Below are 23,401 nucleotides of genomic sequence, written 5' to 3' on the forward strand. Positions count from 1 at the left end.
TTCCTTACATGGCTTCAGCAACAACCTCTTCTACCTCAGGTACCATACGTTTTAGCAAGCCTTCAATGCCTGCTTTAAGGGTGATGGTAGAAGACGGGCATCCACTGCATGAACCGCGTAGCTCTACCGTTACAATACCGTTTTCAAAAGATTTGTATGCAATAGCACCACCATCTTGCTCTACTGCTGGACGTACGTAATCATGTAATACCTGTTGTATTTTGATTTCTGTTTCCGTTCCTTCGAATGCAACATCCTCGTCGTGCTCTACTGGTTTAACCGCTAATTCAGATTCTACGGCACCTTTAACGAAATCTTTTAAGAGCGGTTCAATGTCGGACCAATCCGTTTCATCGGTCTTGGTAACCGTAACGAAGTTGCTCGCAAAGAAGACCCCATTCACAAAATTGAACTTGAAAAGCTCTCTTGCGAATTCAGATTCTTGTGCTTTTTCCTTGGTTGGGTAATCCAAACTGCCGTTTATCAACAATTTGTTAACAAGGAACTTCATGGTTGAAGGGTTCGGTGTTGTTTCTGTATATACGTTAATAGTTGCCATATTTTGCTGTAATATCTGTTGTTAATATACAAAGAGAACGTTGAGCATTCGACTTAATTGTCTCTTTTTGTTTGCTGTACGGTCTACTTCTAGACGACAAATATACACGAAAAGTGTACTATTGCTCGTCATCTATTCGTCAAAGCTTACGCGTTTACACCGGTGTAGTTGCTCGGCGATATTTGTTTGATCTCTGCTTTGATTTCATCCGAAACATTTAACCCGTCTACAAAGACAGCGATAGTTTCTTGCGTTACGGTCGTGTTTGTTCTTGTTAAGTCTTTTAATGCTTCGTATGGCTTAGGGTATCCTTCACGGCGCAAGATCGTTTGGATAGCTTCGGCTACTACGGCCCAGTTATTTTCTAAATCTTTTTGTAAAGCAGATTCGTTTAAAATCAACTTGCGCAAGCCACGTAGAGTCGATTTTATAGCGATCAATGTGTGTGCAAATGGGACACCAATATTACGTAATACGGTAGAGTCCGTTAAGTCGCGCTGTAATCTCGAGATTGGTAATTTCGCTGCCAAGTGTTCAAAGATTGCGTTAGCTATTCCCAGGTTTCCTTCTGCATTTTCAAAGTCAATCGGGTTTACCTTGTGTGGCATGGCCGAAGAACCAATCTGTCCAGCGGTGATCTTTTGTTTGAAATAATCCATGGAAATATATGTCCAGATATCACGGCATAAATCGATCAGGATATTGTTAATACGTTTGAAGGCGTCGCAGCTCGCCGCAAAATTATCGTAGTGTTCGATTTGCGTTGTGGTTTGTGAGCGAGATAAGCCCAAGGATTCATTCACAAATTTATTTCCGAATGCAACCCAGTCGTTTTTCGGGTAAGCCACGTAATGTGCATTGAAGTTCCCTGTAGCTCCTCCAAATTTGGCTGAATATGGTACTTGTTGCAATGCGTTTAATTGTTTTTCGATACGTTCAATAAAAACGTAGATTTCTTTTCCTAAGCGCGTTGGTGAAGCAGGCTGTCCGTGTGTACGAGCCAGCATTGGAATCTCCGTCCAAGCTGTGGACAAGGATTTTAATTCATTCAGCAATTCCTCGATACTTGGTAGGTACGATTGGTTGATCGCTTCTTTCCAGGAGTAGGGGATTGCCGTATTATTTATATCCTGCGATGTTAATCCGAAGTGGATAAACTCTAAAGAGTCGTGCAGGCCTAATTTTTCGAATTCATTTTTTAAGAAGTACTCAACAGCCTTTACATCATGGTTGGTTACCTTTTCTGTATCTTTTATCCATTGTGCATCTTCCAAAGAGAAGTTTTTGTAGATATTACGTAGTTTCTCATTTAATGAGCCATCAAAGTGTGCTAACTGTGGTATGCCCGATTCGCTCAGTGCAATGAAGTATTCTACTTCGACTAATACACGGTACTTTATTAAAGCGAATTCGGAGAAGAAATTGGACAATTCGTTTGTTGCATTGTGATATCTTCCGTCGATAGGGGTTACTGCAGTCAGTGCTGATAAGTTCATGATGATGAATAATTTTTATTGATAGTGCAAAAGTAAGAAAATCTAGAGGATAAACGTATATAAAACACGAAAGCCCGTACCGCAAGGTACAGGCTTTCGCAAAATCGTTAAATAATATTCGGATTACTGAACGTTTTTAGCAACTGAATCAACAGCAGCTTTAGCTGAATCAGCTACAGCACCTACTGTAGAATCTGCAACAGCAGCAACTGAATCAACAGCACCTTCAACTGCAGTAGCAACTGAATCAGCAGCAGCTTCAGTTTTAGTTTCTGCGCCACCACATGAAGCGAAAGCGATAGTTAAAGCTAATCCTAAAAATCCGAATTTGAATAAATTTTTCATCTTTTTAATTTTCTATTTTAATTGAAACAAATTTGTTTATTATCCTTTTATACCGGTAACCTCGAAAGGTAACCCAACTTTTAAAGAAAAAAATAAATAAACTAAAATATCCTGATTTTCACGCATTTAGTTTCTTTAATTCCTTAAAGCCGGCGCAAATATAATACTGTTTTGTCGAATTGCAACATTTTTGTGAAAAAATATTTTCAAAACAAAAAACTTTTGAGATTCTACCGTATAAATAGCCGTTAAGGATGCATTAGCGCGGCTTCAGGTCCCAGGTGTTGCAAAAAAAAGACCCGATTTTTTGTCGGGTCTTTCTATAAGGTTACTTGTTTTTATTTTGCTGATTGGCCTGTTGTTGGCGCATCATGTCTTCCATCTTTTGTTGGAAGGAAGATTTCTTTTTCGTCGTCTCTTTTGGATTCTTTTTGTTGTTCTCAATCTTAGCCAAGATTTTGTCATCATCTACAAATTGACGAATAATAACCTGAGTTAAGAATGTTAATACCGCTGCCAAGAAGTAGTAGTAGTTCAGACCAGCAGGGAAGCTGTTCAACACGAAGAAGAATACAAGCGGCATGATGTAACCGATATATTTCATCTGGTTGTTGGCAGCGCCTGAAGTAGCGTTATTGTACCAGGTCGTAAGCAACGTTGTTAGGGTCATCAGCACGCACATCAATGAGATATGGCTGATACCGAAAATAGGAGCGAAGGTAATCGGCGTATCGTAGGTCGATAGATCTTTTACCCATAGGAAGCTTTCTCCGCGCAACTCGAATAAATTCGGGAAGAAGAAGAAGAAGGCTAATGTGAATGGCATTTGCAATAACAATGGTAAACATCCACCGAGTGGGTTTACACCCGCTTGTTTGTAGAGTTTCATTGTTTCTTGTTGCAATAGCATCGGGTTATCTTCACCTACCTTTTCCTTGATTTCATCAATTTGCGGCTTTAAAACACGCATTTTTGCCATCGACTGGTACGATTTGAACGTAAGTGGGAACAAAATACCTTTCAGGAAGATGGTTAAAATCAAGATAATGATACCATAGCTTAAGCTAAAGCCATCTAAGAAGTCGAAGATAGGTACCGTAATAAATTTGTTGATCCATCCCATTGGTCCCCAACCCATATTAATGATTTTTTGGAAATCATCGCCTTGCGCTTTTAAGACCTTGTATTTGTTTGGACCGAAGAAAAAGCTAAAGTTATAGTTATTGTCCTTTTGAGAAGAGAACTCTACATCTGCGGTAGCTGTATAGTGTTTTACTACATGATCCTGTGTGCCAAAGTTAACCGCTAGTTTTGCATTACTTAATGGCTGCTTGCTGGAGAGTACTGTAGAGAAGAAATGTTGCTTAAAGGCTACCCAATTAAGTTTTTCGTCCAGTTCTTCTTTGTCGTCTCCTGTTTCAGAAAGGTGATCGACACTACCTGCTGCATTTTTGAAAAAGATAGTAGATTTCTCACGCTCTGATTTCGCATTGAATTCTTTTTGTAGCAACGTCGTTTCCCAGTTTAATACGAGGGAACTTGTCTTTACGTCCATTAGGTTTTGGATACCGACAGTCTTTACGTCAAGACCGAGGTTGTAATCTTTACCTTTAATGGAGTAGGTATATTCGATGTACTGATTTTCGCTATAGCTCAGACGGAACCCCACGGCTTTTGTATCTTCGTCTTGTACCGATACATTGCCCGAAAGTGGTGTGAAGTTTAGGTCATTTGTGTTTACGTTTTCACCATTTGCTTTGAATGCAAAACCAAATTTATTGTTTTCACCTTCAAAAATCATTAATGGCGTACCATCGTAATTTGTTTCGTTTTTCAGTTCGACCGACTTTACACGTCCACCTTTAGAACTGATCTTTGCAATGATAAACTCGTTTTCTAAGGTTACAATTTGCTCTTGTCCTAAACGTGCATTGCCGAATGGTTTACTTAACAAAGCTGCTGAATCGATTACGGCAGTTGTGTTTGATTTTAGTGAGTCCGACAATGGTTCTACGCCAGTGCGAACATTTTTTAATGAATCTTGTAACTTCTGTTCTTGTTTTAACTCTTGCTCCGAAGGTTTCATTAGATAAAATGAACCGGCAAGAATCCCGAAGATCAGCACTAATCCAATAAGGGTATTTCTATCCATTTTTTATTTTTTAGTTTTCTTGTACTCCACTTTTTACTACTTATGTTTTTTGTTTGCCAAAGAAGCGGCTACAAAGCTAACAAAAAGTGGGTGAGGATTTGCAACGGTTGACTTTAATTCTGGGTGAAATTGACCCGCAACAAAGAAAGGGTGGTTTTTTAGTTCTACAATTTCCACCAATCCTGTTTTTGGATTAATTCCAGAGGCAATCATACCTGCTTCTTCGTATTGTTTTAAGTAGGCATTATTAAATTCGTAGCGGTGTCTGTGTCTTTCCGATATTTTTGATTTACCGTAGATACCGAACGCTTTGCTTCCTTTTTTAATATCACAGTCATAAGCTCCTAGACGCATTGTTCCACCCATATTGGTGATATTCTTTTGTTCCTCCATCAAGTTAATGACTGGATGTGGTGTGTTTTCGTCCATCTCAAAGCTGTTTGCTCCTTGTAGTCCTAAGACATTGCGGCCAAACTCAATAACAGCACATTGCATACCCAAACAGATACCGAAGAAAGGAATTTGATTTTCACGTACAAATTTAATGGCAGCCAATTTTCCTTCTAATCCGCGTTCGCCAAAACCAGGAGCTACCAACACCCCATCGAGATCTTTTAATTTTTCAGTGACATTTTCTGCTGTTACGCTTTCTGCTGCGATATATTTTACTTTAACACGCGTCTCATTTACTGATCCCGCGTGAATAAATGCTTCTACGATAGATTTATAGGCATCCGGAAGCTCCACATATTTACCCACTAGACCAATATTAACTTCACCGGTTGGGTTTTTAAGTTTACCAAGGAAAACTTTCCAGCTTTCTAGATCGGGCTCTTGTTTAGTAGAGAGTTTTAGTTTCGCCAATGCTGTTTTATCCAACTGCTCTTTCAGCATATTCAATGGCACATCGTAAATGGTTGGCGCATCAATAGATTCTACAACCGCATTGATATTTACATTACAGAACTGCGCAAGTTTCTTGCGAATCTCTTGCGTTAACTTATGTTCGGTACGACAAACCAAAATATCCGGTTGAATACCATATTCCAATAATGTTTTTACGGAGTGTTGTGTCGGTTTGGTTTTAAGCTCACCTGCAGCAGCTAGGTAAGGCACCAATGTTAAGTGGATAACCAAGGAATCACTGTTTCCTAGTTCCCAACGAAGCTGACGTACCGCCTCTATAAAAGGAAGTGATTCAATATCGCCCACTGTACCACCTAGTTCGGTAATAACAATATCGTACTCGCCCGTTTGTCCGAGCAATTGCATGCGACGTTTAATTTCGTCTGTGATATGTGGAACGACTTGAACGGTCTTACCTAAATAAGCCCCTGCACGTTCTTGTTGGATAACATGTTGATAGATTCTACCTGTTGTTACGTTGTTGGCTTGCGAAGTAGGAACATTTAAGAAACGCTCATAGTGACCTAGATCCAAATCTGTTTCTGCACCGTCTTCTGTAACATAGCATTCCCCATGTTCATACGGGTTCAGTGTCCCTGGATCGATATTGATGTAAGGGTCAAATTTTTGGATGGTAACTTTAAAACCGCGAGCTTGTAGGAGTTTGGCAAGAGATGCTGCAATAATGCCCTTTCCTAACGACGAGGTTACGCCGCCCGTAACAAAGATATATTTACTCATAGCAATAATGGGATTTCAGTAATAAATGCACCTAAAAGAAGGCCGTTTATCTACTTCATGTACGGGATACAAAGGTAATGTTTTTTCGGGATTAATCGAAATTAAAACGAAATGTTGCACTACTATGAAACGTCGAGGTGGACAAGGGGGATTTTAGTAGGATAAGTAGGGCGGCCGGGCTTTTTTTTGTCGACCGCCTTCATGTTTTTTATGTCGAATATGTTTAGCGTATCGAGCGTAACAGCTCGATGGTCGGTTGATCGAAATCGCTTTCGCCGAAAAGGGAGATCCCTGCTGCTCCATTATCTTTTGCGAGCACGATACCCTGTTTTAGCTCGGCTAGGTTTTTGAAGTCTGGTAAGTACAAGCCGGCATATAGCGGGAACTTACCGTGTAGCGCTTGTACACCTTCGGATACAGCTGTTCCGATCCATTGTACCGGTTCTTTATAGAAGCCATGGTATATCATCGGGAACACACCCGATAGGTTCCAGTTGGCCCAATCTTGGCGCACAATACGGCGAGCCAAATCTGGCGTTGGAAAGACGGCGGCAGTAACGGGTTTTTTATAATCTTTGGCGGCCTCACAAATTCTGTTGACCACTTTTGTAATCTGGCGGTATCGGAAAGAACGCCAAGAGAGACTTTGTTCAGGACGTTCAACGGTGTCTATATCGATGCCGGTTTCTTTTAAAAAGGCAGCTTTGCTGAATGGACTGTAACAAAAGTCGTAATCGGCGAGTTCGGTGGATTGATCTAAGTTGTAGTTTTGCCATAGGTTGATAGGAAGTACGACGTCCGGATAGCGGATATAATCGAGATGTAGACCGTCTACATCCTCCTTTTGCAGTTGTTCTCGCGCTTTGTCTTCCAAATATTTTGGCACATCGGGGTGCGATGGACAAAGGAATCGGTAGTATCCTACATAAGGGGGATTGGTGGCACATGATTTTCCTGAGCGGCTGACAGCATAATATTCGGGGTGTTTTTCCAATAGTTCTTTTTCACCTCGGTTCATAGTCCACATCCATCGGTGGGTTTCTAAACCGTACTCCTTCGCCAGTTGAAAATGACGTTTCTGGTAATCTTCAAAAAAGATTCCACGAACACCTGCGTCACGGTAACTCTTGTATCTGTTTTTTAAGACTGCATCGGTCTCATTTTCTTTGGGTCTGGCCCATAACCAAAAATCAAAAAGTAACGGTGCTTCAGCATTCGACGGAAGCGCGGTGGCTACACGCGGGGATAGCTGCATGGCTGCTAGTCCCATCCCGGCAGCCTTGATAAAGTTTCTTCTACTGTTCATAATGTATTGTATAATTACCATTACTATCTATAGTAGCAGTGATATGGTGGTTTGTGTCCTTGATTTGCACTCTATAAAAGGATTTAGCATCGTCTACAAAAAAAAGGTCCTGTAAGCTGTCGTTCCTCAACGAAGCTTTGGGGAAGTTCTTTTGCAATGTTTCTAGGTTGTGCGCAAATGCCTTTTTTTCTTTTTTGAATAACTGTTGTAAATAAAAAATGTTCCAAGCCTCCTGTTCCACGTGGTAAGAGCGTGGGTACGATACTTCGGTTGTCTGTTTATCGACAAAGTGGAGGTAGCCCCAGCGTTCCGGATAGTGCATATTTACAATACCAATAGGTGACCATACCCAATTGTCTTCGGGTATTGTTTTACCGTCTTTCTTTTTGCGTGTGTAGGTGCCGTTTTTTATCTCATGCTGCCACTGTACACGTGAGAAATTGATGCGCCAGAAGTCGTTAATGGCAGGTGTGGATCGTTTACCATATGTCTGTAATGCTCGAAAAGGGATAGCCATTTCTACAGCCCAGTATTTATCTTGATCTTGTGGTTTGTTCAAGCTCCCTTCTACATGGACGGCACTTTGCAGTTGATTGACATTCCAGTGCATAATTGCTTCGCCGCCCAATCGATATGGCTTTGGCATCATCAAATCCATAATGGTATTGAGCGCATTTACTTCGATCTCGTAATAAAAGGGATGTCTTTCGTAGGGCTTAAGAAAAATCTCAAAATCGTTGTTGTGATAGATGATGTCATCCTGTTTGGTGAGATCGCCCCACACGTGAGGTTCTTCGAGGAGCGCGTATACATATAGGTTGTCCTCGTCCCAGAGCATCTTGACTTTTGTTTGATAAGCAGGGCGTTGTTTGCTGTGCCCTTCGATGTCTATAAATTCATCACTCCAGGCAGCATGTTCCCAAGCGTCTTCCGTTGCTTTTCCATCAATGTGTATGGGGGCTGTGGTTTTCGGGACAGCGTAATTTTTTATCGGACTCTGCATGCGCTGATATTCCTGTAGATTGGATTGCGCTGCAACAGGTGTGGCTATAGTAAAAAGGCTGAGTAGTAGTGTTGTTCTTTTCATTGTTACAGCTTGAAAATAAGGATTAATGCCGGATAAATCCTATTGTAACATAAATGTTGTGAACAAGTTGGGGCGGGCGGAAATAAAAAAAAGACCTCGAAGGTCTTTTTTTTATTTTTTTGAAGTAATCTAAGGTAATTAGATGCGTTTCGATTTGATACGAGCTGCTTTACCAGTAAGACCGCGCAAGTAGAATAACTTCGCACGACGTACTTTACCTACGCTGTTAACCTCGATTTTGTCAATGTTAGGTGAATTTACAGGGAAAATACGTTCAACACCGATACCGTTAGAAATTTTACGAACGGTAAAAGTAGCGTTAACACCTTCGCTGTTTAATTGAATAACAACACCTTGGTACACCTGAACACGCTCTTTATTTCCTTCGCGAATTTTATAATGAACGCTGATGGTATCTCCAGCTTTGAAAGCGGGAACTTCATTTTTTACTACCGCTTGTTCTTCTACAAATTTTACTAAATCCATGATTTTGAGTAATTATTAAACGATTTATATCCTGTAAAAATCGGATTGCAATATTACGTTTTTTTTCTTTAAAATACAAAACTACTATTGAAAAAAAGTGAACTAGTTTTCTATAGTGCGTGCAAAGGTAGTAAAAATAATCGATGGTTCATTTAATTTTTTTACTTGTTTTCATTTTCTCTATTTTTGATGTGTTGATTAAACATTAAAGCTATGCGGTCTGTTTATTTTTATATGTTGACTTTATTACTTACTTCGCTAGGAATCAGTGGGGCAAGCGTTTTCGGTCAAACGGTAATTCCATTTACGCTGTCGGATCATAATAATATGCTAGTCAAAGCTGTTGTAAATGATACAGACAGTTTGCATTTGATGTTTCAGGTGGCGATGAAGGATGCCTCTCTCTCGCCACAACGCACCCGTCCGGCTAAAACCTTGTCTTTTGATCAGGGAGTAAGTACGGGGAATACCGTGCAAATAGCGGGATTGAAAAAGAACGATATTACCTTTTTTGATAACGAGCTCTCCGGGCCGGGGTCGGATGGTAAAATCGGTACCGGGCTATTTGCTGGAAAGGTTTTTATGATCGATTATGACAACAGTCAATTTTTGGTGTACGATCAGTTGCCCGTATTGGAAGGCTATCAATCAATTCCTGTACATATTCGGGGAGAAGCGTTGTTTGTTGATGTGACCAGTTTTATTGGAGATTCTTCGTTGCAGCATTCTTTTTTCCTTCAGTCGGGTTATTCGGGTGGATTGCTCTACGATGATACTTTTTCGGCGGAGCAGCACCTTGACGATAAATTATTGGTGAAGTCAGAGAAAACATTGAAAAACTCAGCCGGCGCGAGTGTTACCACGAAGCAAGCATCTTTGGGGCAGATGAAAATAGGAGAGACGTCGCTCCAGAATATGTCCGTTGGTTTTTTTGTTGGAAATCTTAAAACGCAGCCTTTTAGTTTTTTTGGGGCTGACTTGTTGAAGCGCTTTAACTGGATTTTCGATGCGGATCGGAAAACAGCCTATATCCGTCCCAGCAAATATATCGATGCTCCGCCATTTGAGCTGAAGTAGTAGCTGTACAGGTCATATTTATTACGAATTAATAGGGAGTAATCATATTGGAAAATAGCATCAATGAGTGGACGGTTTGTCCGGCCTGTAAGGGCGAGGGGAAAAGAAGGCGGAGGCTCCCCAATAAAGTACGCCTCCAGTATCAGGCGACATTAGATGCGTTTGAAAAAAAGGGGGCTTTGGGAAATCCTCCGGTGCGCCCGAAAGGGCATCTTTTTGTATGCCCAAGCTGTGATGGCTCGGGCTTGGCTTTGGTTTCTGCTGTGGATGATCCTTTGTTAGGCAATGAAAACTATCCGCATGTTGCTATTATTGGTGGAGGCATCGGAGGGATGGCTTTGGCTGTCGCATGTTTACACCGGGGCATTCCTTTTACTCTGTATGAGCGCGATGCGGATTTTAATATGCGATCGCAAGGTTATGGATTGACGTTACAACAGGCTAGCAAAGCCATAAAAGGCTTGGGAATTTTTGATTTGGAAGATGGCGTAAATTCTACACGCCATCTGGTGCATACCGTAGAAGGAGAAGTATTGGGAGAGTGGGGGATGCGGAAATGGGTGCCGTTAAAAGATAATGATTACACTAAACGTTCTAATATACATATTGCACGCCAGTCTTTACGTCAGGCTATAATGGACCAGCTTGAGGGCGATGATCGGGTGCAGTGGGGCCATCAGTTATTGGATTTTGAGGAGAGGCAAGGCGGCGGTGTTTTGTTGACTTTTAACGTTTCTGGAGAAATAAAACAGACGAAAGCAGACCTCGTGGTGGGAGCTGATGGGATCCGAAGTGTGGTGCGCAAGAAGCTGATCGGGGATGCGGTGACTCCTTTGCGTTACCTGGATTGTATGGTGATATTGGGAATTTGTCCGTTGCAAGAGCTTACAGATCTAGGGAGTCCATTGCTGGATTCAGCAACTGTATTTCAGACGGCGAATGGTAAGGAGCGTATTTATGTTATGCCGTATACGCACGATTCGGTGATGTGGCAACTGAGTTTTCCCATAACCGAGGAAGCAGCTTTGGCATTAAGTGCGCAAGGGCCAAGGGCTTTGAAGGAGGAAGCGTGTCGTATAACACAGTGGCATGATCCTATTCCACAGATCGTGGGAAGAACTGCAGAAACATTGATTTCGGGTTACCCTGTTTATGATCGTGCGTTGCTGGGTGCGGAATTATTAAAGGATGCGGGGAATGTAACATTGATTGGAGATGCGGCACATCCGATGAGCCCTTTCAAAGGGCAGGGGGCAAATCAAGCGTTGCTGGATGCGTTGGCACTGGCGCGGGGGATTGCGCGTGGATGTCGCTCTCCGCATTGGCGAGAGCAGGGGGTGCGGGATGCGGTGTTGACAGAGTTTGAGTCGGAGATGTTGGAACGTAGTTCGGTGAAGGTGAAAGACTCGGCTGCTGCTGCGCAGTTTCTCCATTCGGAGACGGTATTGCATGTGGGGGATGAGCCTCGAGGACGGTGTTTGAAGAAAAAGTAATCTCTTGAACTGACTTTGGAATTTATAATTTACAAATATTAGGCTGATGATAAGCAAAGATGAGATAGGGAGGGATGCGATACAGGAATTCTGTCGTTTGGTTCTGAATCCGCGCTATTTGGCTTGGTTAGAAACGACTTTAGCTGGGTTTCCTCCGTCATCTAAGCCGTTCGATATCCTTGAAGAGTTAATTTATCGTAGTGACGATGCTGATATACCATTTGTTGCTGTACTTGACTGGAAGGCGGATATTGCTGATTTAGAAGGTAGTATACGATATTTGGTGAAACGGAATTTCGATATGGAGGTGATTATTCCTCAAAGCCAACAATTTCCAATCAGTTACCATATTTCTTATGACAATGTGCTGAAGAAATATGATGAAGCTTTAAGCAAGCAAGGCTTTCGTTTAGGTATGATCCGTAATGAAATCGATCAGTGTTGGTTTTTTGTTTGTAAGGCCGATATGTATGTGGTTTGTGTATCCCATTTGGAAAAGATCGGAGATGGGGTAGAGAAGATCGTCTTTACACAGGATTGGGAGAAGTATGAGCCTGTAGTAGGGATCGACGAAATGGAGGAGGGTATTAAAGAGCTATTGATCGGTATGGTGCGGGTCTTGTCGCGCAAAGAGGATTATACTATTATTGAATCCCTGGTGGAGCGTACGTCGTATAGGGATCTTATTTCGGGTATCGATGGTCTTTCTTACGAATTAGAGAAAAGGGAGATTCCGTTTATACTCCGCTTGGAACGTCGAACTTTAGTCGATATGTTTCGGACACGGATGGAGGGTTATATAGAAAAAAGATTTAATATTTGCTTAACCCCTCCGAATTCTGGGTTATTTAAGAACAGGAAATTTATTACACATGAAGGGGTTCTTATGGGATTTGAGGAGGCTTTCAATCAATCTGGCTTGACAGCACGATTGCTGGATTTTGGTATTGACTATTCTTTGTTTATGATTCTTCATCCTGAAGAGGATATAACGAGAATCATTGCTTTTTTGGAAAATTGTACGCCTGTAAAGGTGATTCCTATTCCGAAAGATTTTAGAGATTTTAATATGTTTCGATAGTGCCACGGTAGTCTTACCGGTGTGCTGACAGGTATAAAATGGCGCTATCTGAAAAGACAGCGCCACGTCACTGCAAGAAGTGTAGCGATGTGGCAGTCTGAACCAATTTATCTAAAGAAGATTATTACAGCTTTATTCTCGTTTGTGTAAACCGTTGTGATTTTTTAAATATATGAGCCAATATTATTGTTCTTTTCCTTTCTTTATACTTGAAAAAAATGATAATAAACTTAATATGGATCGAATTGTGTCTATGGAACATTTACAGTAGTTGAGCCAGTACTGTAAATGTTCCCTTTGTTTTGTCACCTAACTTAACATGGACATCAGAGTTTAAAGGTAAAAAAACATCCATTCGAGAGCCAAACTTTATGAACCCCATCTCAGCACCTTGCGAGACCTTTTGACCGGGAGTAATATACCAGCATACCCTTCGGGCGAGCGCTCCAGCAACTTGACGGAAGAGAACATCCATTCCTGTGTTCATACGTATCACGGTGGTTGTGCGTTCATTTTTTTCACTAGATTTTGGATGCCAGGCCACTAGGTGTGTGCCAGGGTGATATTGAAAGTACTGTACGACGCCAGCTACGGGAGTCCAATTAACGTGAACATTAAAGGGGGACATAAAAATACTGATCTGCAAGCGAGGCTCATTAAAATATTCGCTCTCGTGGACTTCTTCAATAACCACGACAGTACCGTCGCATGGAGCAATTATAGATTTTTCCAATGTAACTGGGATGCGGTTAGGCTTTCGGAAAAACTGGAGAATTATCAGGAATATCGTTAAACTTAGAGTAGCCAATATTAGCTTTAATACCCATAGGTCTGATGTGAATAAGTATAGAAGGAGGTTCAGTAGACTCAGGATTACGATAGATGTAACAATGATTGGCGTGCCTTCTTTGTGTATGGTCATGTTGTAGTGGTTAAAGATATTCCTTCTATAAAATCACGCTACTCGAAGCCTAACGTGATTTCTCTTTTTGCTTGAAATACGTGAGGTCGGAAATGGATTTGAACCACTGTAAAGAGCATTGCGTACTCTCGCCTAACCACTCAGCCATCCGACCTTTTTATGTTGTTATGCTATCAAGATGTTTGCAATACCTTTTTCTTGATAACACAACAAAGATACATAGAGGGTGGTTTGTTTTAGTGGTTCAGTTTATAGAATACAGGTGGGCCAGGTAGGGAAGAGGAACTTCGAGCTTAATAATTTATACTAAAGGGTAACCTGTTGATAATCGGAGCAATCTATTTTTAGATCCCCTACATGAAGTGGTTTGTTTAATAATTTACAAAAGTGCTGGATTTGGTCTTCCGTTGTGCTGTAGTATGAGCAGGTTGAACACATGCGTTGTATGGAAATAATTCCAGCTTGATTCAGATGTGCGATAATATCAAGTAAATTTAATAATAGTTGTTCTTTATCGTGAGCGCCCAACTTATCTATAGGCTTTCTTATCTCCCGAGTAAAGGAAGATGTTTGGAGCGCGATATCACGTCCTTTTTTAGATAAATCGATAGTGTAACTTCGGGTGTCGCTACCACCGTATTCTTTCGTGATTAATTCCTTTTGCGCCAGTATTTTGATGGTGTCGCTAATCGTTGCCTTACTCAGGTCGAATTCTTGGGCTAGTAGACTTACCTTTCTTCGTTCTTCACTGTGGTTCAGCAGGAAAATCAGCACCTGTATTTGGATTGGGCTTAAGCCAAATTCTACACTTTCTTTCCATAACAAGACACGAAAAGATTGGGATATCCGCTCGAGAGATGCTATAATTTTGGCCTCTATTTCATGCCCGTCGTTCTCCTCTAGAAAATCGGATTTATCTATCATAGATATTATAGTTTGGTGCCGCTTTCCGTACATTAACGCGGAAAGTGCGAAAATACTCCACAAAGATAGTTAACCTAACTTTGTGGAGCAATTCTTAGCCCTTTACATCCGCAAGGGAGGCCCCAAAATTAATGTGCAAGACATTACCAGTGGTGGTGACTAAAGCCGGAACCGAATTTACTCCTGCTCTCTCTGCCTCCTCGATTCGATTACGCACCTCGCCAAGATGTACGACTTCTACATTGTCTGCTCCGATTAAGTTAATAATCTCATGCTCCGCACTAACGCATACGGGGCAACCTGCGTGATAAAAAATTGATTTTGACATTTCTTAAAAGTTTTTGTTTGACTTCTATTTATTTAACCTACTTCAAATATAGTTAGGATAGCTAACTAAAAAAACTTTCCAACTGAAAGTTTTACTGGTTTCCCTGTCATTTTAAAAACTGGACTAGCATGCTCTGCCTTTGTACAAGGTTTTTCCGCGATTGCTTTCAGGCTTGAGATAGACGTGTATGCAAGGTTTCTAGAAAGAAGGTGGCATCGTTAAAGGAAAGGTTTAGTGCGGGGAGTACCCGTATAATCTGCGGACCAGCTTCCCCGGTCAAGATCCGGTCGATCTCCATAAGCTGTGTACGGATATAAGACAATTCTTTTGGTAATTCAATACCAATCATTAAACCCCGCCCTCTAACGGCAACGACTTTATCCATTTTTGAGAGCTCACCAATTAAATATTCACCTGTTTGTTTTGCTCTAAAGACTAAACTTTCTTGTTCAAAAATTTGAAGTACGGCGAATGTGGCTGCACAGGCCAGGTAGCTTCCGCCAAAAGTGGTGCCCAGTAGTCCCTTGCTCGGTTTTATGAAGTCGGTTATAGCCAAAGCCCCAACGGGGAAGCCATTGGCAATTCCTTTCGCCATAGTATATATGTCGGCCTTCACTCCAGCAATATCATGCGAAAAAAATTGACCTGTTCGACCATAGCCACACTGGATGGCATCTGCAATATAAATAGCGCCGTATTGAGTACAGCAGTTTCGAATCGTGCTTAAAAATTCGGGCGTAGCGGGAATTATTCCACCTACACCTTGTATTCCCTCCACGATAACTGAAGATATCTGTTCTCCCATTTCCGAGAAAAGATTCTGTAACGCAACACAATCGTTAAATGGTAGTTGGATCACATTGGCAGTCTCATTAATCGGTGCCTTAATATAGGCATTGTCGGTCGTAGCGACCGAAAGGGATGTACGACCATGAAATCCACCCGTAAAGCAAATTGTCTTTTTACGGCCATTGTGAAATGAAGCGAGTTTTAAGGCATTTTCATTGGCTTCGGCACCCGAATTACATAAAAAAAACTGATAATTTTCTAGTCCTGACAAGATACCCAGCTTCTGAGCAATTGTATCTTGCAACGGCATCTCGATGCTATTGGAATAAAAAGCAACCTGTTCCAGTTGTTTTTTTATTGTCGCTATATAGTGTGGATGGCTGTGTCCTACAGAAATAACGGCATGACCACCATAGAGATCGAGATATTTATGATTATGTAGATCCCATACATGTGAACCTTTTCCCTTTACGATTTGCAGCGGTAGTTTATTAAATACGTCGAAAGTATTCATGTTTTTTTCTTTAAGACAGTTGTACTTGCTTGTTCTTTGATTTCTTTTTTTCGGCTTGGAGCCACCTGTCCAATATTACACTTAGAATAGTATGGCAATTTCCAATATTAACTCTACCTCGTCTTACTTCTTCGGCTGTTTGTACGTAATATCTAGTGTCTAGGTCACTGGCTCCGTGGATCAAAAATTGTTCTAGGCAATCGTTGGTTATTTCCAGATGGAATTGGATTGCCATGACGTTTTCGTTAAGATAGAAAGCTTGGTTTAAGTTTGCTGGAGAATAAAGCATGTCTACCGCATTTTCTGGCGTATCAAAACGATCGTAGTGCCAATGGAATACAACGGGTTTTTTCTTGAATAATTCGTAAAACCAGATTAGTTGTTGACTTTCTTTGGTTGGAACGACCCTAAACCATCCAATCTCTTTACTAGTGGCTCGGCTGACCGAAGCTCCTAATGCTGTAGCAATCAGTTGCGCACCGAGGCAAATACCGAATACCTTTTTTCCGGATTTGATGCATTCTTGGATAAATTGTTTCTCCACCTGTAACCAAGGGTATGCTTCTTCCTCATTTACGTTCATCGGTCCACCTAAAATTATTAAGGCATCCAGTTCGGCTACCTCGGGTAATTGATGGTCGGGATCAAAAAAATGAGTGCCAGATACGTCGTGTTTATTGATATGGAGCCAGGTTTCGATAAAACCTAAACCTTCATAAGGCACATGTTGTAAGTAATGTATTTTCATCTTTTTCTTTGTTTATATATGATTGAGCGTATGTTGTGCTTAAATAGAGTGATGTATCGTGCGTTGTGAAAAAATCAAGGATGCGGAAGATATCGGAGGAGATAGTACATAGCCCAGCCGATAAAGCAGATAATAATAACCCAAACCCACGATGGGATGCTCTGCGGTGTTTCGCTCCCCGATATGAGGAATGATCGCTGGTCTCCCTTACCATAGGCATTGACCATAATGGGTAATATGCCGTCAACCATATCGTTCTCCTTAATCCCCTCCACCACGATAGCGGGACCGTTACGTACCGTAAAAGGGATCTTCCGGATGCCTTCTTTGCCACTTGGATCTTTGCTCACGATTTTGAGAACATGCGGACCGTCGGTAAGCTTATGCGTATCTAGATCGAAGACCGTAGGTGTGTGAATATGTGCTATTGGTTCTAATTGATCATCAATGAAAATGATGACTTTACTTTGATTATTCATCTTGAAAATTTTTGAATATCCGTCTTTTGATATGCCCGTTAGCGCCTTCTCCTGGCTGAATCAACCATTTGACTGAAAAATAAAGGGTGACCAACACGATGATTGTCGTTACCACTATAATGATGTAGTCCCATTGACTATCCGGACCAGCTCCATGAACCAAGCCTCGGAATAGTTTCGGTTGATTGCGTTCACAGACGGGGCATGAAAGTGTGGTGAATGCATAACACATTGCGACCAGTAAGACTAAGGTGTGTTTCATTGTTGTTTCGTTTTATCCTTTAAAAAATCCAGTATCTTTTTTATTTCCGTCGTTGTTACTTCTGGTGCAGCATTGCCCCAGCTCGTACGCTCATAGTTTATAATGGCTGCAACCTCTTTTTCAGTCCATCCCAGATTGGCTCCAATGGCAGACATTGCTCCATATTCTGGACGAGCATCGTATCCGTTCATGATAATATCCACATACAGGGTTAGATTTTGACCGGTCACGACACCACTACCTTTCAAAGGCGGAAAGGCACCCGGTAATCCTTTTCCATTGGCCTGATGACAGGCTTGGCAGTGAGCTACATATAACGCCTTCCCTTCGGCAGTGGATGTTTTGACTGCGGCATCATTGGTCTCGGTCTTTTCAAGTAAGAATTTGGGCAATGCCGTTCCATCAGGAAGGGGCGTTTGTTTTAGCGATTGTAAATAGGCCACTAGATCTAAGGCGTCTTGTGTTGCTACGACTTTTTGTGTGTTACTGATAAGGCCTTCATCTGGTATGTTTACGACAAAATCGGTTTCGGTTACCTCCTTGGTTATTTTAAATAACCAAGGGTACGCGGGCATAATGGATTCAGGCACAACGATTCTCGGGTTGAATAAATGAACCAGATTCCATTCGAGGCTAGGTTGTCTATTTCCGATATCCGTTAAATCGGGTCCAATCCGTGCTGTACCCATCAAGGTGGCTGTATTACGCCAAAAATCGGTACGGGTATTTCCTGCGTAATCTGCCGCTAATGAAGCCCTAGTACCCCAAGATTTATCCATCTCAATATTTCGTACCTGTTGACTATGGCAAGCAACACATCCATTTGAAATATATAGTGCTTTTCCACGTGCAGCGGCCTCCGTTAAAGTGGGAGCATCTGGAAGTGGTTTGATGTAGCGCTGATTGCTGATAGCAGGAAAAATGGCAACAAACAAGGTTAAGACCGAGAAGAGTAATGTAGCTACACCAAATAGTTTCTTATGATTGTCAAAGAATTCCATATTGTTGAAGTATTAGTTATCGTGCATTTTGTTATCTGTTTTCATGAGTAAATCAATAGCCGTCTGTTCGATCGCAAGAGAAGGCAGGGGGCGAGCTATCATTTTGTACATATTAAAGGCAAAGACGAGGTGTGAGAGCCACATCAGTGTGCCACCGATAGCCCGCCAGAGCCAGTAGGGAAGCATCAGACTCACGCTATCTACAAAAGGCTCGCCTGCGATCCAAGATAATCCACGTAGACTTCCGCCATACATCAAGGGTATAGAATATAGAAGTAATCCAATCAAAGCCAACCAAAAGTGGATTCCAATAGTTAGTTGCGGTGCTTCGCGTCCCGTGAGTTGTGGAATCAGAGAGTAGATACCTGCCCATAATAAAAAAGTGATGATTCCATACATCGTCATGTGCGAATGTGCCACAGTAAAGTCGGTGAAATGCCAAATCAGGTTGGCATAACGGAAGGCTTCAGCCGTACCTTGCATAGAGCCGGTGAAGTAAAAAATGATACCTACTAGGAAGAACGGGAGGGTATAGCTATCGCGTAGTTTATACCACGCCCCTTTGAAGGTCATTAAAAAATTGGTGGTTCCCGCGATAACGGGAATTACCATACCTACACTCGCTACAATAGCGACGGTCTGTAGCCACCAGGGAATAGCGCTGAACACGAAGTGGTGCGTACCGATCAAGGTATAAAAGACTATTTGCGCCCAAAAGGCAAGAATCCCTAGGCTGTAAGAATATATCGGTTTATTTAGTTGCTGAGGCAAAAAGTAATAAACAATACCAAGTGTAAATAACATAAACCACATACCCACCGCTTGATGCATATAGTAACCTTGAACAATGGTTTCGCCTAGTCCATTCTGCCACTGTGGCAAGTAACCAACTAGTCCAACTATCGTAAAAAAAGATAAAGCAGATACGATATACCAATTGGAAATGTATATTTCTGTTGTTTTGCGGCGAGCTACCGTGATGAAATAATTGGATAGTGTCAGCGCAAGGCCAATTCCGAAGATTAACATAATAGGCCAAATATATTCCCGGTATTCGCCACCACCGTTGTTGATTCCCATCATCAGAGTGATAGAACCTAGCGTAATGGAGAGATTAATACAATGTAGAGCGTACCAAGCCCATTTTATATTTGCGAGAGGGCCGTTACTGACGCGAGGAACAATATAGTATCCAAGCCCAAGCATCCCAAGCGAGGACCACCCCCAAAAAACTGCATTGGTATGTACCGGCCGAAGTCTTCCAAAGTTTAGCCAACTGAGGCTATCTACGTCCGGAGCTACGAATTTTATACCCAAATATTCACCGACGGTGGTGCCAAATAGTAACCAAAAGGTTGCACTTATGAAGTACCATTGTATGACTTTAGAGAGGGCAGGATCGATCGTATGATCCGAACACATTTTCTTCTTTGCGGACACTATGGGTAATCCCGCCTCTGGACGAATATGAAGTAAGCCGCGTTTATCCGCCGTAGGTAAGGTTCCGCTTAATTCATGGTGCGTCAAGGAATAGTCTAGAGATTCCTTTTGATTTTTAATCGTGCGGAGCGAACGATCGGGCACACTTTTTAAGTAGTCGGCTAGATCGATTGCTTCTTTTTGCTTGAGTTTGTTTTTTTTACTATTTATACTCCACTTGACTTTAATAATTAACACGATAGCGGTCGTCAAAAGGACTAATAGCAGGAGGATAATGGTGATAATTACAGGCCCCTGTTCCCATATAGAATTGCTGGTTGCATTCTGCGAAGCAACTGGTGCTTTTTGCGCTGCAACAATGTTGGGTAGGCTGATCGGTATCGGAATAAAGCAAAGTAGAAGTAACTTTTTGTTTTTCTTAACTTCATTTTTAAACTTTATTAGTTCAGTAATTTGTTTACTTGTCAGGTTCTTGACATTCGTTTTGAACCGTTCGGTATTTGGAGTAGATCCATGCTGTTTTTTATAGAAAGAGATAAAACTATCTACCTGTTTCTTGAAGGTCATAGTCATCATTAACAAGAGTAAAATGATAACCAAAATAAAACCTATAATTAAAGATGTTAAGTCTAAACGTGTCGTATAAGGAAGCATATCTTGCGCGTTTACCAATACAGCAGGTCCAGAAAGAAGTAAGAGTAATATTAATCTGATGTGTTTCATATGGGTAGACTTTAAAATATATTATTGTTGTAAAACCCAGGCAAATACGAGTGGTGCGACAATAGTTGCGTCGGATTCGATGGTATATTTATGGGTGTTCAGGTCGAGTTTCCCCCAGGTTATTTTTTCATTGGGGCTAGCGCCGGAGTATGAGCCATAAGAGGTGATGGCATCTGATATTTGACAAAAGTAACTCCAGCAATGGATATATTCCATCTTCATATCCTGATACAGCATAGGTACCACACAAATAGGAAAATCTCCCGCGATACCTCCGCCAATTTGGAAAAAGCCCATTTCAGCTTCGGCACTATTTTCTCTAAACCAATCCGCGAGATAAATCATGTATTCGATTCCATTTTTTACAATCTGTACATCCAGTTCAGCCTTCATGACATAAGAAGCGAATATGTTTCCCATTGTGCTATCCTCCCAACCAGGGACGACAATGGGTAAGTTTTTTTCTGCGGCTGCGACCACCCAGGAATGGTCGGGATTTATCTCATAATAAGGTAATAGTACGCCATTGTTTATGAGGGCATACATGTATTCATGGGGAAAGTACCGCTCGCCGGATTGGTCTGCCTTTCTCCATATTTCGAATAAATGTTTTTGGATACGTCTAAACGCCTCCTCTTCTGGTATGCAGGTATCGGTTACCCTATTGTAGTGCTGTTGTAATAGCTGTCCTTCGTCCCGCGGACTGAGGTCGCGGTAGTGAGGTATACGCTTGTAATGGCTATGTGCAACCAGGTTCATAATGTCTTCTTCGATGTTTGCACCGGTACAACTGATAATAGCTACTTTGTCCTTACGAATCATTTCTGCCAAGGATATGCCAAGCTCTGCTGTACTCATAGCTCCTGCCAGCGTAATCATCATCTTTCCACCATTGGCTAAATGTGCCTCATAGCCTTTGGCTGCATCCATAAGTGAAGCCGCATTGAAGTGTAAAAAATGGCGTTCCATGAACTGCCCGATAGGTCCTTTTGTATTATTCATTTCTTTTAGCACTCAGTCATCCAACTATTATTAATGTTAAGGTATAATCGTTTTTCTCTTGAACATTTATACCTGATCTCGGGACAAAGCTAGGTAATGACTGGATGGGTGTAGTGGTTCAGTTGTGGTAAATGATACTGGTCCAAATAGAAGGTTTACCAATTTTAGCTGGACTATCTAGAATAAACAAACTGAACCAGTTAAATGATACAGCTTCCCTATAGTTTTGTGGTGTAAATAAAATAAACCAGTTCAGATATGACGAGAAATAACAATAATATCCTATTTGAAATAATAAATCGAGAGTCAAAGAGACAACGTGAATGTCTGGAGCTCATCGCTTCTGAAAATTTTGTGAGTGAAGATGTCTTGGCTGCGGCGGGATCTATCTTAACCAACAAGTATGCGGAAGGGTATCCAGGCCGGCGTTACTACGGAGGGTGTGAGTTTGTTGACTTGGTGGAAAACATTGCACAGTCTAGAGCCAAGGAAATTTTTGGAGCTGAGTATGCCAATGTTCAACCGCACTCTGGCTCGCAGGCGAATACAGCGGTGTTCTCGGCTTGTTTACAACCGGGGGATAAAATATTAGGCTTTGATCTGACGCATGGTGGACACCTTACCCATGGATCTTCGGTTAATTTTTCGGGCAAGCTATATACTCCTTCATTTTACGGCGTTAATCGTGATTCGGGACTGTTGGATTATGATGCTATTGAGCTCAAGGCTTTTCAAGAAAAACCCCGTCTGATCATTGCTGGTGCAAGTGCTTATTCCAGAGATATCGACTATAAACGATTTAGGGAGATTGCCGATAAAGTGAACGCAATATTGTTGGCCGATATAGCGCATCCCGCGGGATTGATTGCAAAGGGGCTGTTGAGTGATCCAATTCCGTATTGTCATATCGTTACGACCACTACGCATAAAACGTTGCGCGGACCGCGAGGAGGTGTGATTTTGATGGGTAAGGATTTTGAAAATCCGCTAGGGTATAAGAGTGCGAATGGATCTCTAAGAATGATGTCAAGTGTGCTCGATAGTGTTGTTTTCCCAGGGATCCAAGGTGGTCCACTGATGCATATCATTGCGGCCAAGGCGGTAGCATTTGGTGAAATTTTGACAGACGAATACACCAGTTACGTCAAGCAGATACAGCGTAACAGCCGAAAGATGGCTGCGGCCTTCAATTCGCGTGGCTATAAGGTTGTTTCTGGTGGTACGGATAATCATTTATCGTTAATCGATATTCGTGATAAAAATCTTTCCGGTAAGGAGGCGCAGGATCTTTTGGAACAAGCCGGGATTACGGTTAATAAAAATATGGTCCCGTTTGATACACTTCCGTCAGCACTCACCTCTGGCATTCGTGTTGGAACAGCAGCCGTGACGACCCGAGGATTGGTGGAGTCGGATATGGAAACAATAGTGGACTTTGTCGATACCGTATTGCGTGATAAGGGGAATACGATATTGCACGCAAAGGTGAAAAAGGAAGTCGCTGAAATGATGATGGATCGTCCGTTGTTTGTGCTTTAAT

The 23,401-nt window shown here is 41.7% G+C and carries 21 protein-coding genes and 1 tRNA gene; 4 read left to right on the plus strand and 18 right to left on the minus strand.

Annotation, left to right across the window (positions count from 1 at the left end):
- Positions 1-4: 4 nt before the first annotated feature.
- The 8 genes from E2P86_RS03655 to rplS form a co-directional block, all read right to left on the minus strand.
- On the minus strand, positions 5-559 hold the full coding sequence (locus E2P86_RS03655; RefSeq protein ID WP_085472082.1) for a NifU family protein: 555 nt from the start codon (positions 557-559) through the stop codon (positions 5-7).
- A gap of 146 nt (positions 560-705) precedes the next feature.
- Positions 706-2,055: an adenylosuccinate lyase gene (gene purB / locus E2P86_RS03660; protein WP_085472081.1), complete on the minus strand. Its 1,350-nt coding sequence runs from the start codon at positions 2,053-2,055 to the stop codon at positions 706-708.
- A gap of 123 nt (positions 2,056-2,178) precedes the next feature.
- Positions 2,179-2,400 carry a hypothetical protein gene (locus E2P86_RS03665; protein ID WP_085472080.1) on the minus strand — a complete coding sequence of 74 codons (222 nt, stop codon included), beginning with the start codon at positions 2,398-2,400 and terminating at the stop codon, positions 2,179-2,181.
- A 328-nt stretch (positions 2,401-2,728) separates the two neighbouring features.
- Positions 2,729-4,552 carry a membrane protein insertase YidC gene (gene yidC / locus E2P86_RS03670; RefSeq protein ID WP_085472079.1) on the minus strand — a complete coding sequence of 608 codons (1,824 nt, stop codon included), beginning with the start codon at positions 4,550-4,552 and terminating at the stop codon, positions 2,729-2,731.
- A gap of 36 nt (positions 4,553-4,588) precedes the next feature.
- Positions 4,589-6,199, minus strand: coding sequence for a CTP synthase (locus E2P86_RS03675; protein ID WP_085472078.1), 1,611 nt, complete (start codon positions 6,197-6,199; stop codon positions 4,589-4,591).
- Positions 6,200-6,422: 223 nt separating this feature from the next.
- On the minus strand, positions 6,423-7,505 hold the full coding sequence (locus E2P86_RS03680) for a family 10 glycosylhydrolase (protein WP_134430823.1): 1,083 nt from the start codon (positions 7,503-7,505) through the stop codon (positions 6,423-6,425).
- A complete protein-coding gene (locus tag E2P86_RS03685; RefSeq protein ID WP_134430826.1) occupies positions 7,495-8,592 on the minus strand; it encodes a carbohydrate-binding family 9-like protein in 1,098 nt (365 codons plus the stop codon). The genes E2P86_RS03680 and E2P86_RS03685 overlap by 11 nt, the downstream gene beginning before the upstream one ends.
- A gap of 138 nt (positions 8,593-8,730) precedes the next feature.
- Positions 8,731-9,078, minus strand: a complete 348-nt coding sequence (rplS, locus tag E2P86_RS03690) for a 50S ribosomal protein L19 (RefSeq protein ID WP_085472075.1) — start codon at positions 9,076-9,078, stop codon at positions 8,731-8,733.
- Between the two features lie 213 nt (positions 9,079-9,291).
- Between rplS and E2P86_RS03695 the strand changes: the two genes are divergently transcribed.
- From E2P86_RS03695 to E2P86_RS03705, 3 genes are read left to right on the plus strand one after another with little or no spacing between them, the layout of a single operon-like run.
- Positions 9,292-10,155, plus strand: coding sequence for a hypothetical protein (locus E2P86_RS03695; protein WP_134430829.1), 864 nt, complete (start codon positions 9,292-9,294; stop codon positions 10,153-10,155).
- Between the two features lie 47 nt (positions 10,156-10,202).
- Entirely contained in the window at positions 10,203-11,648 is a 1,446-nt protein-coding gene (locus E2P86_RS03700; RefSeq protein ID WP_134430832.1) for an FAD-dependent oxidoreductase, read from the plus strand.
- Positions 11,649-11,694: 46 nt separating this feature from the next.
- Positions 11,695-12,729 carry a DUF6630 family protein gene (locus tag E2P86_RS03705; protein ID WP_134430835.1) on the plus strand — a complete coding sequence of 345 codons (1,035 nt, stop codon included), beginning with the start codon at positions 11,695-11,697 and terminating at the stop codon, positions 12,727-12,729.
- A 262-nt stretch (positions 12,730-12,991) separates the two neighbouring features.
- Here the strand turns inward: E2P86_RS03705 and E2P86_RS03710 are convergent, their stop codons facing one another.
- From E2P86_RS03710 to E2P86_RS03760, 10 genes are all read right to left on the minus strand, one after another.
- On the minus strand, positions 12,992-13,651 hold the full coding sequence (locus tag E2P86_RS03710) for a phosphatidylserine decarboxylase family protein (RefSeq protein ID WP_085472071.1): 660 nt from the start codon (positions 13,649-13,651) through the stop codon (positions 12,992-12,994).
- 83 nt (positions 13,652-13,734) lie between these two features.
- A tRNA-Cys gene (locus tag E2P86_RS03715) sits at positions 13,735-13,805 on the minus strand.
- 152 nt (positions 13,806-13,957) lie between these two features.
- Complete coding sequence (locus tag E2P86_RS03720; protein WP_134430838.1) at positions 13,958-14,575, minus strand: MarR family winged helix-turn-helix transcriptional regulator; 618 nt, start codon at positions 14,573-14,575, stop codon at positions 13,958-13,960.
- Between the two features lie 494 nt (positions 14,576-15,069).
- Positions 15,070-16,206, minus strand: coding sequence for an aspartate aminotransferase family protein (locus tag E2P86_RS03730; RefSeq protein WP_085472069.1), 1,137 nt, complete (start codon positions 16,204-16,206; stop codon positions 15,070-15,072).
- A 10-nt stretch (positions 16,207-16,216) separates the two neighbouring features.
- The gene (locus E2P86_RS03735; RefSeq protein WP_085472068.1) at positions 16,217-16,954 is read right to left on the minus strand and encodes a type 1 glutamine amidotransferase; all 738 of its coding nucleotides are present in this window, start codon (positions 16,952-16,954) and stop codon (positions 16,217-16,219) included.
- 74 nt (positions 16,955-17,028) lie between these two features.
- The gene (locus E2P86_RS03740; RefSeq protein WP_134430841.1) at positions 17,029-17,433 is read right to left on the minus strand and encodes a cytochrome C; all 405 of its coding nucleotides are present in this window, start codon (positions 17,431-17,433) and stop codon (positions 17,029-17,031) included.
- Positions 17,426-17,695 (minus strand): hypothetical protein, encoded by a 270-nt coding sequence (locus tag E2P86_RS03745; RefSeq protein ID WP_085472066.1) that lies wholly within the window; start codon positions 17,693-17,695, stop codon positions 17,426-17,428. The genes E2P86_RS03740 and E2P86_RS03745 overlap by 8 nt, the downstream gene beginning before the upstream one ends.
- On the minus strand, positions 17,692-18,696 hold the full coding sequence (locus tag E2P86_RS03750; protein WP_085472065.1) for a cytochrome c: 1,005 nt from the start codon (positions 18,694-18,696) through the stop codon (positions 17,692-17,694). Before E2P86_RS03750 ends, E2P86_RS03745 begins: the two co-directional genes overlap by 4 nt.
- A 12-nt stretch (positions 18,697-18,708) precedes the next feature.
- Positions 18,709-20,859 carry a cbb3-type cytochrome c oxidase subunit I gene (locus tag E2P86_RS03755; RefSeq protein WP_134430844.1) on the minus strand — a complete coding sequence of 717 codons (2,151 nt, stop codon included), beginning with the start codon at positions 20,857-20,859 and terminating at the stop codon, positions 18,709-18,711.
- A gap of 21 nt (positions 20,860-20,880) precedes the next feature.
- Entirely contained in the window at positions 20,881-21,861 is a 981-nt protein-coding gene (locus E2P86_RS03760; protein ID WP_134430847.1) for a deoxyhypusine synthase family protein, read from the minus strand.
- 258 nt (positions 21,862-22,119) lie between these two features.
- On the opposite strand from E2P86_RS03760, the gene glyA reads away from it, so the two are divergent.
- Positions 22,120-23,400 carry a serine hydroxymethyltransferase gene (gene glyA / locus E2P86_RS03765; RefSeq protein WP_134430850.1) on the plus strand — a complete coding sequence of 427 codons (1,281 nt, stop codon included), beginning with the start codon at positions 22,120-22,122 and terminating at the stop codon, positions 23,398-23,400.
- Position 23,401: the final 1 nt, after the last annotated feature.

The sequence above is a fragment of the Sphingobacterium psychroaquaticum genome, assembly GCF_004421025.1.
In the GTDB taxonomy this organism is placed as follows: Bacteria; Bacteroidota; Bacteroidia; order Sphingobacteriales; family Sphingobacteriaceae; genus Sphingobacterium; species Sphingobacterium psychroaquaticum.

Bases quoted from the DNA above. Each gene is read 5' to 3' on its own strand.
- E2P86_RS03735 (WP_085472068.1), bottom strand. From the start codon at position 16,954: ATGAAAATACATTACTTACAACATGTGCCTTATGAAGGTTTAGGTTTT.
- E2P86_RS03745 (WP_085472066.1), bottom strand. From the start codon at position 17,695: ATGAAACACACCTTAGTCTTACTGGTCGCAATGTGTTATGCATTCACC.
- E2P86_RS03720 (WP_134430838.1), bottom strand. From the start codon at position 14,575: ATGATAGATAAATCCGATTTTCTAGAGGAGAACGACGGGCATGAAATA.
- E2P86_RS03655 (WP_085472082.1), bottom strand. From the start codon at position 559: ATGGCAACTATTAACGTATATACAGAAACAACACCGAACCCTTCAACC.
- rplS (WP_085472075.1), bottom strand. From the start codon at position 9,078: ATGGATTTAGTAAAATTTGTAGAAGAACAAGCGGTAGTAAAAAATGAA.
- E2P86_RS03730 (WP_085472069.1), bottom strand. From the start codon at position 16,206: ATGAATACTTTCGACGTATTTAATAAACTACCGCTGCAAATCGTAAAG.
- yidC (WP_085472079.1), bottom strand. From the start codon at position 4,552: ATGGATAGAAATACCCTTATTGGATTAGTGCTGATCTTCGGGATTCTT.
- E2P86_RS03760 (WP_134430847.1), bottom strand. From the start codon at position 21,861: ATGAATAATACAAAAGGACCTATCGGGCAGTTCATGGAACGCCATTTT.
- E2P86_RS03710 (WP_085472071.1), bottom strand. From the start codon at position 13,651: ATGACCATACACAAAGAAGGCACGCCAATCATTGTTACATCTATCGTA.
- E2P86_RS03740 (WP_134430841.1), bottom strand. From the start codon at position 17,433: ATGAATAATCAAAGTAAAGTCATCATTTTCATTGATGATCAATTAGAA.
- E2P86_RS03755 (WP_134430844.1), bottom strand. From the start codon at position 20,859: ATGAAACACATCAGATTAATATTACTCTTACTTCTTTCTGGACCTGCT.
- E2P86_RS03750 (WP_085472065.1), bottom strand. From the start codon at position 18,696: ATGGAATTCTTTGACAATCATAAGAAACTATTTGGTGTAGCTACATTA.
- E2P86_RS03695 (WP_134430829.1), top strand. From the start codon at position 9,292: ATGCGGTCTGTTTATTTTTATATGTTGACTTTATTACTTACTTCGCTA.
- glyA (WP_134430850.1), top strand. From the start codon at position 22,120: ATGACGAGAAATAACAATAATATCCTATTTGAAATAATAAATCGAGAG.
- E2P86_RS03705 (WP_134430835.1), top strand. From the start codon at position 11,695: ATGATAAGCAAAGATGAGATAGGGAGGGATGCGATACAGGAATTCTGT.
- E2P86_RS03680 (WP_134430823.1), bottom strand. From the start codon at position 7,505: ATGAACAGTAGAAGAAACTTTATCAAGGCTGCCGGGATGGGACTAGCA.
- E2P86_RS03665 (WP_085472080.1), bottom strand. From the start codon at position 2,400: ATGAAAAATTTATTCAAATTCGGATTTTTAGGATTAGCTTTAACTATC.
- purB (WP_085472081.1), bottom strand. From the start codon at position 2,055: ATGAACTTATCAGCACTGACTGCAGTAACCCCTATCGACGGAAGATAT.
- E2P86_RS03675 (WP_085472078.1), bottom strand. From the start codon at position 6,199: ATGAGTAAATATATCTTTGTTACGGGCGGCGTAACCTCGTCGTTAGGA.
- E2P86_RS03685 (WP_134430826.1), bottom strand. From the start codon at position 8,592: ATGAAAAGAACAACACTACTACTCAGCCTTTTTACTATAGCCACACCT.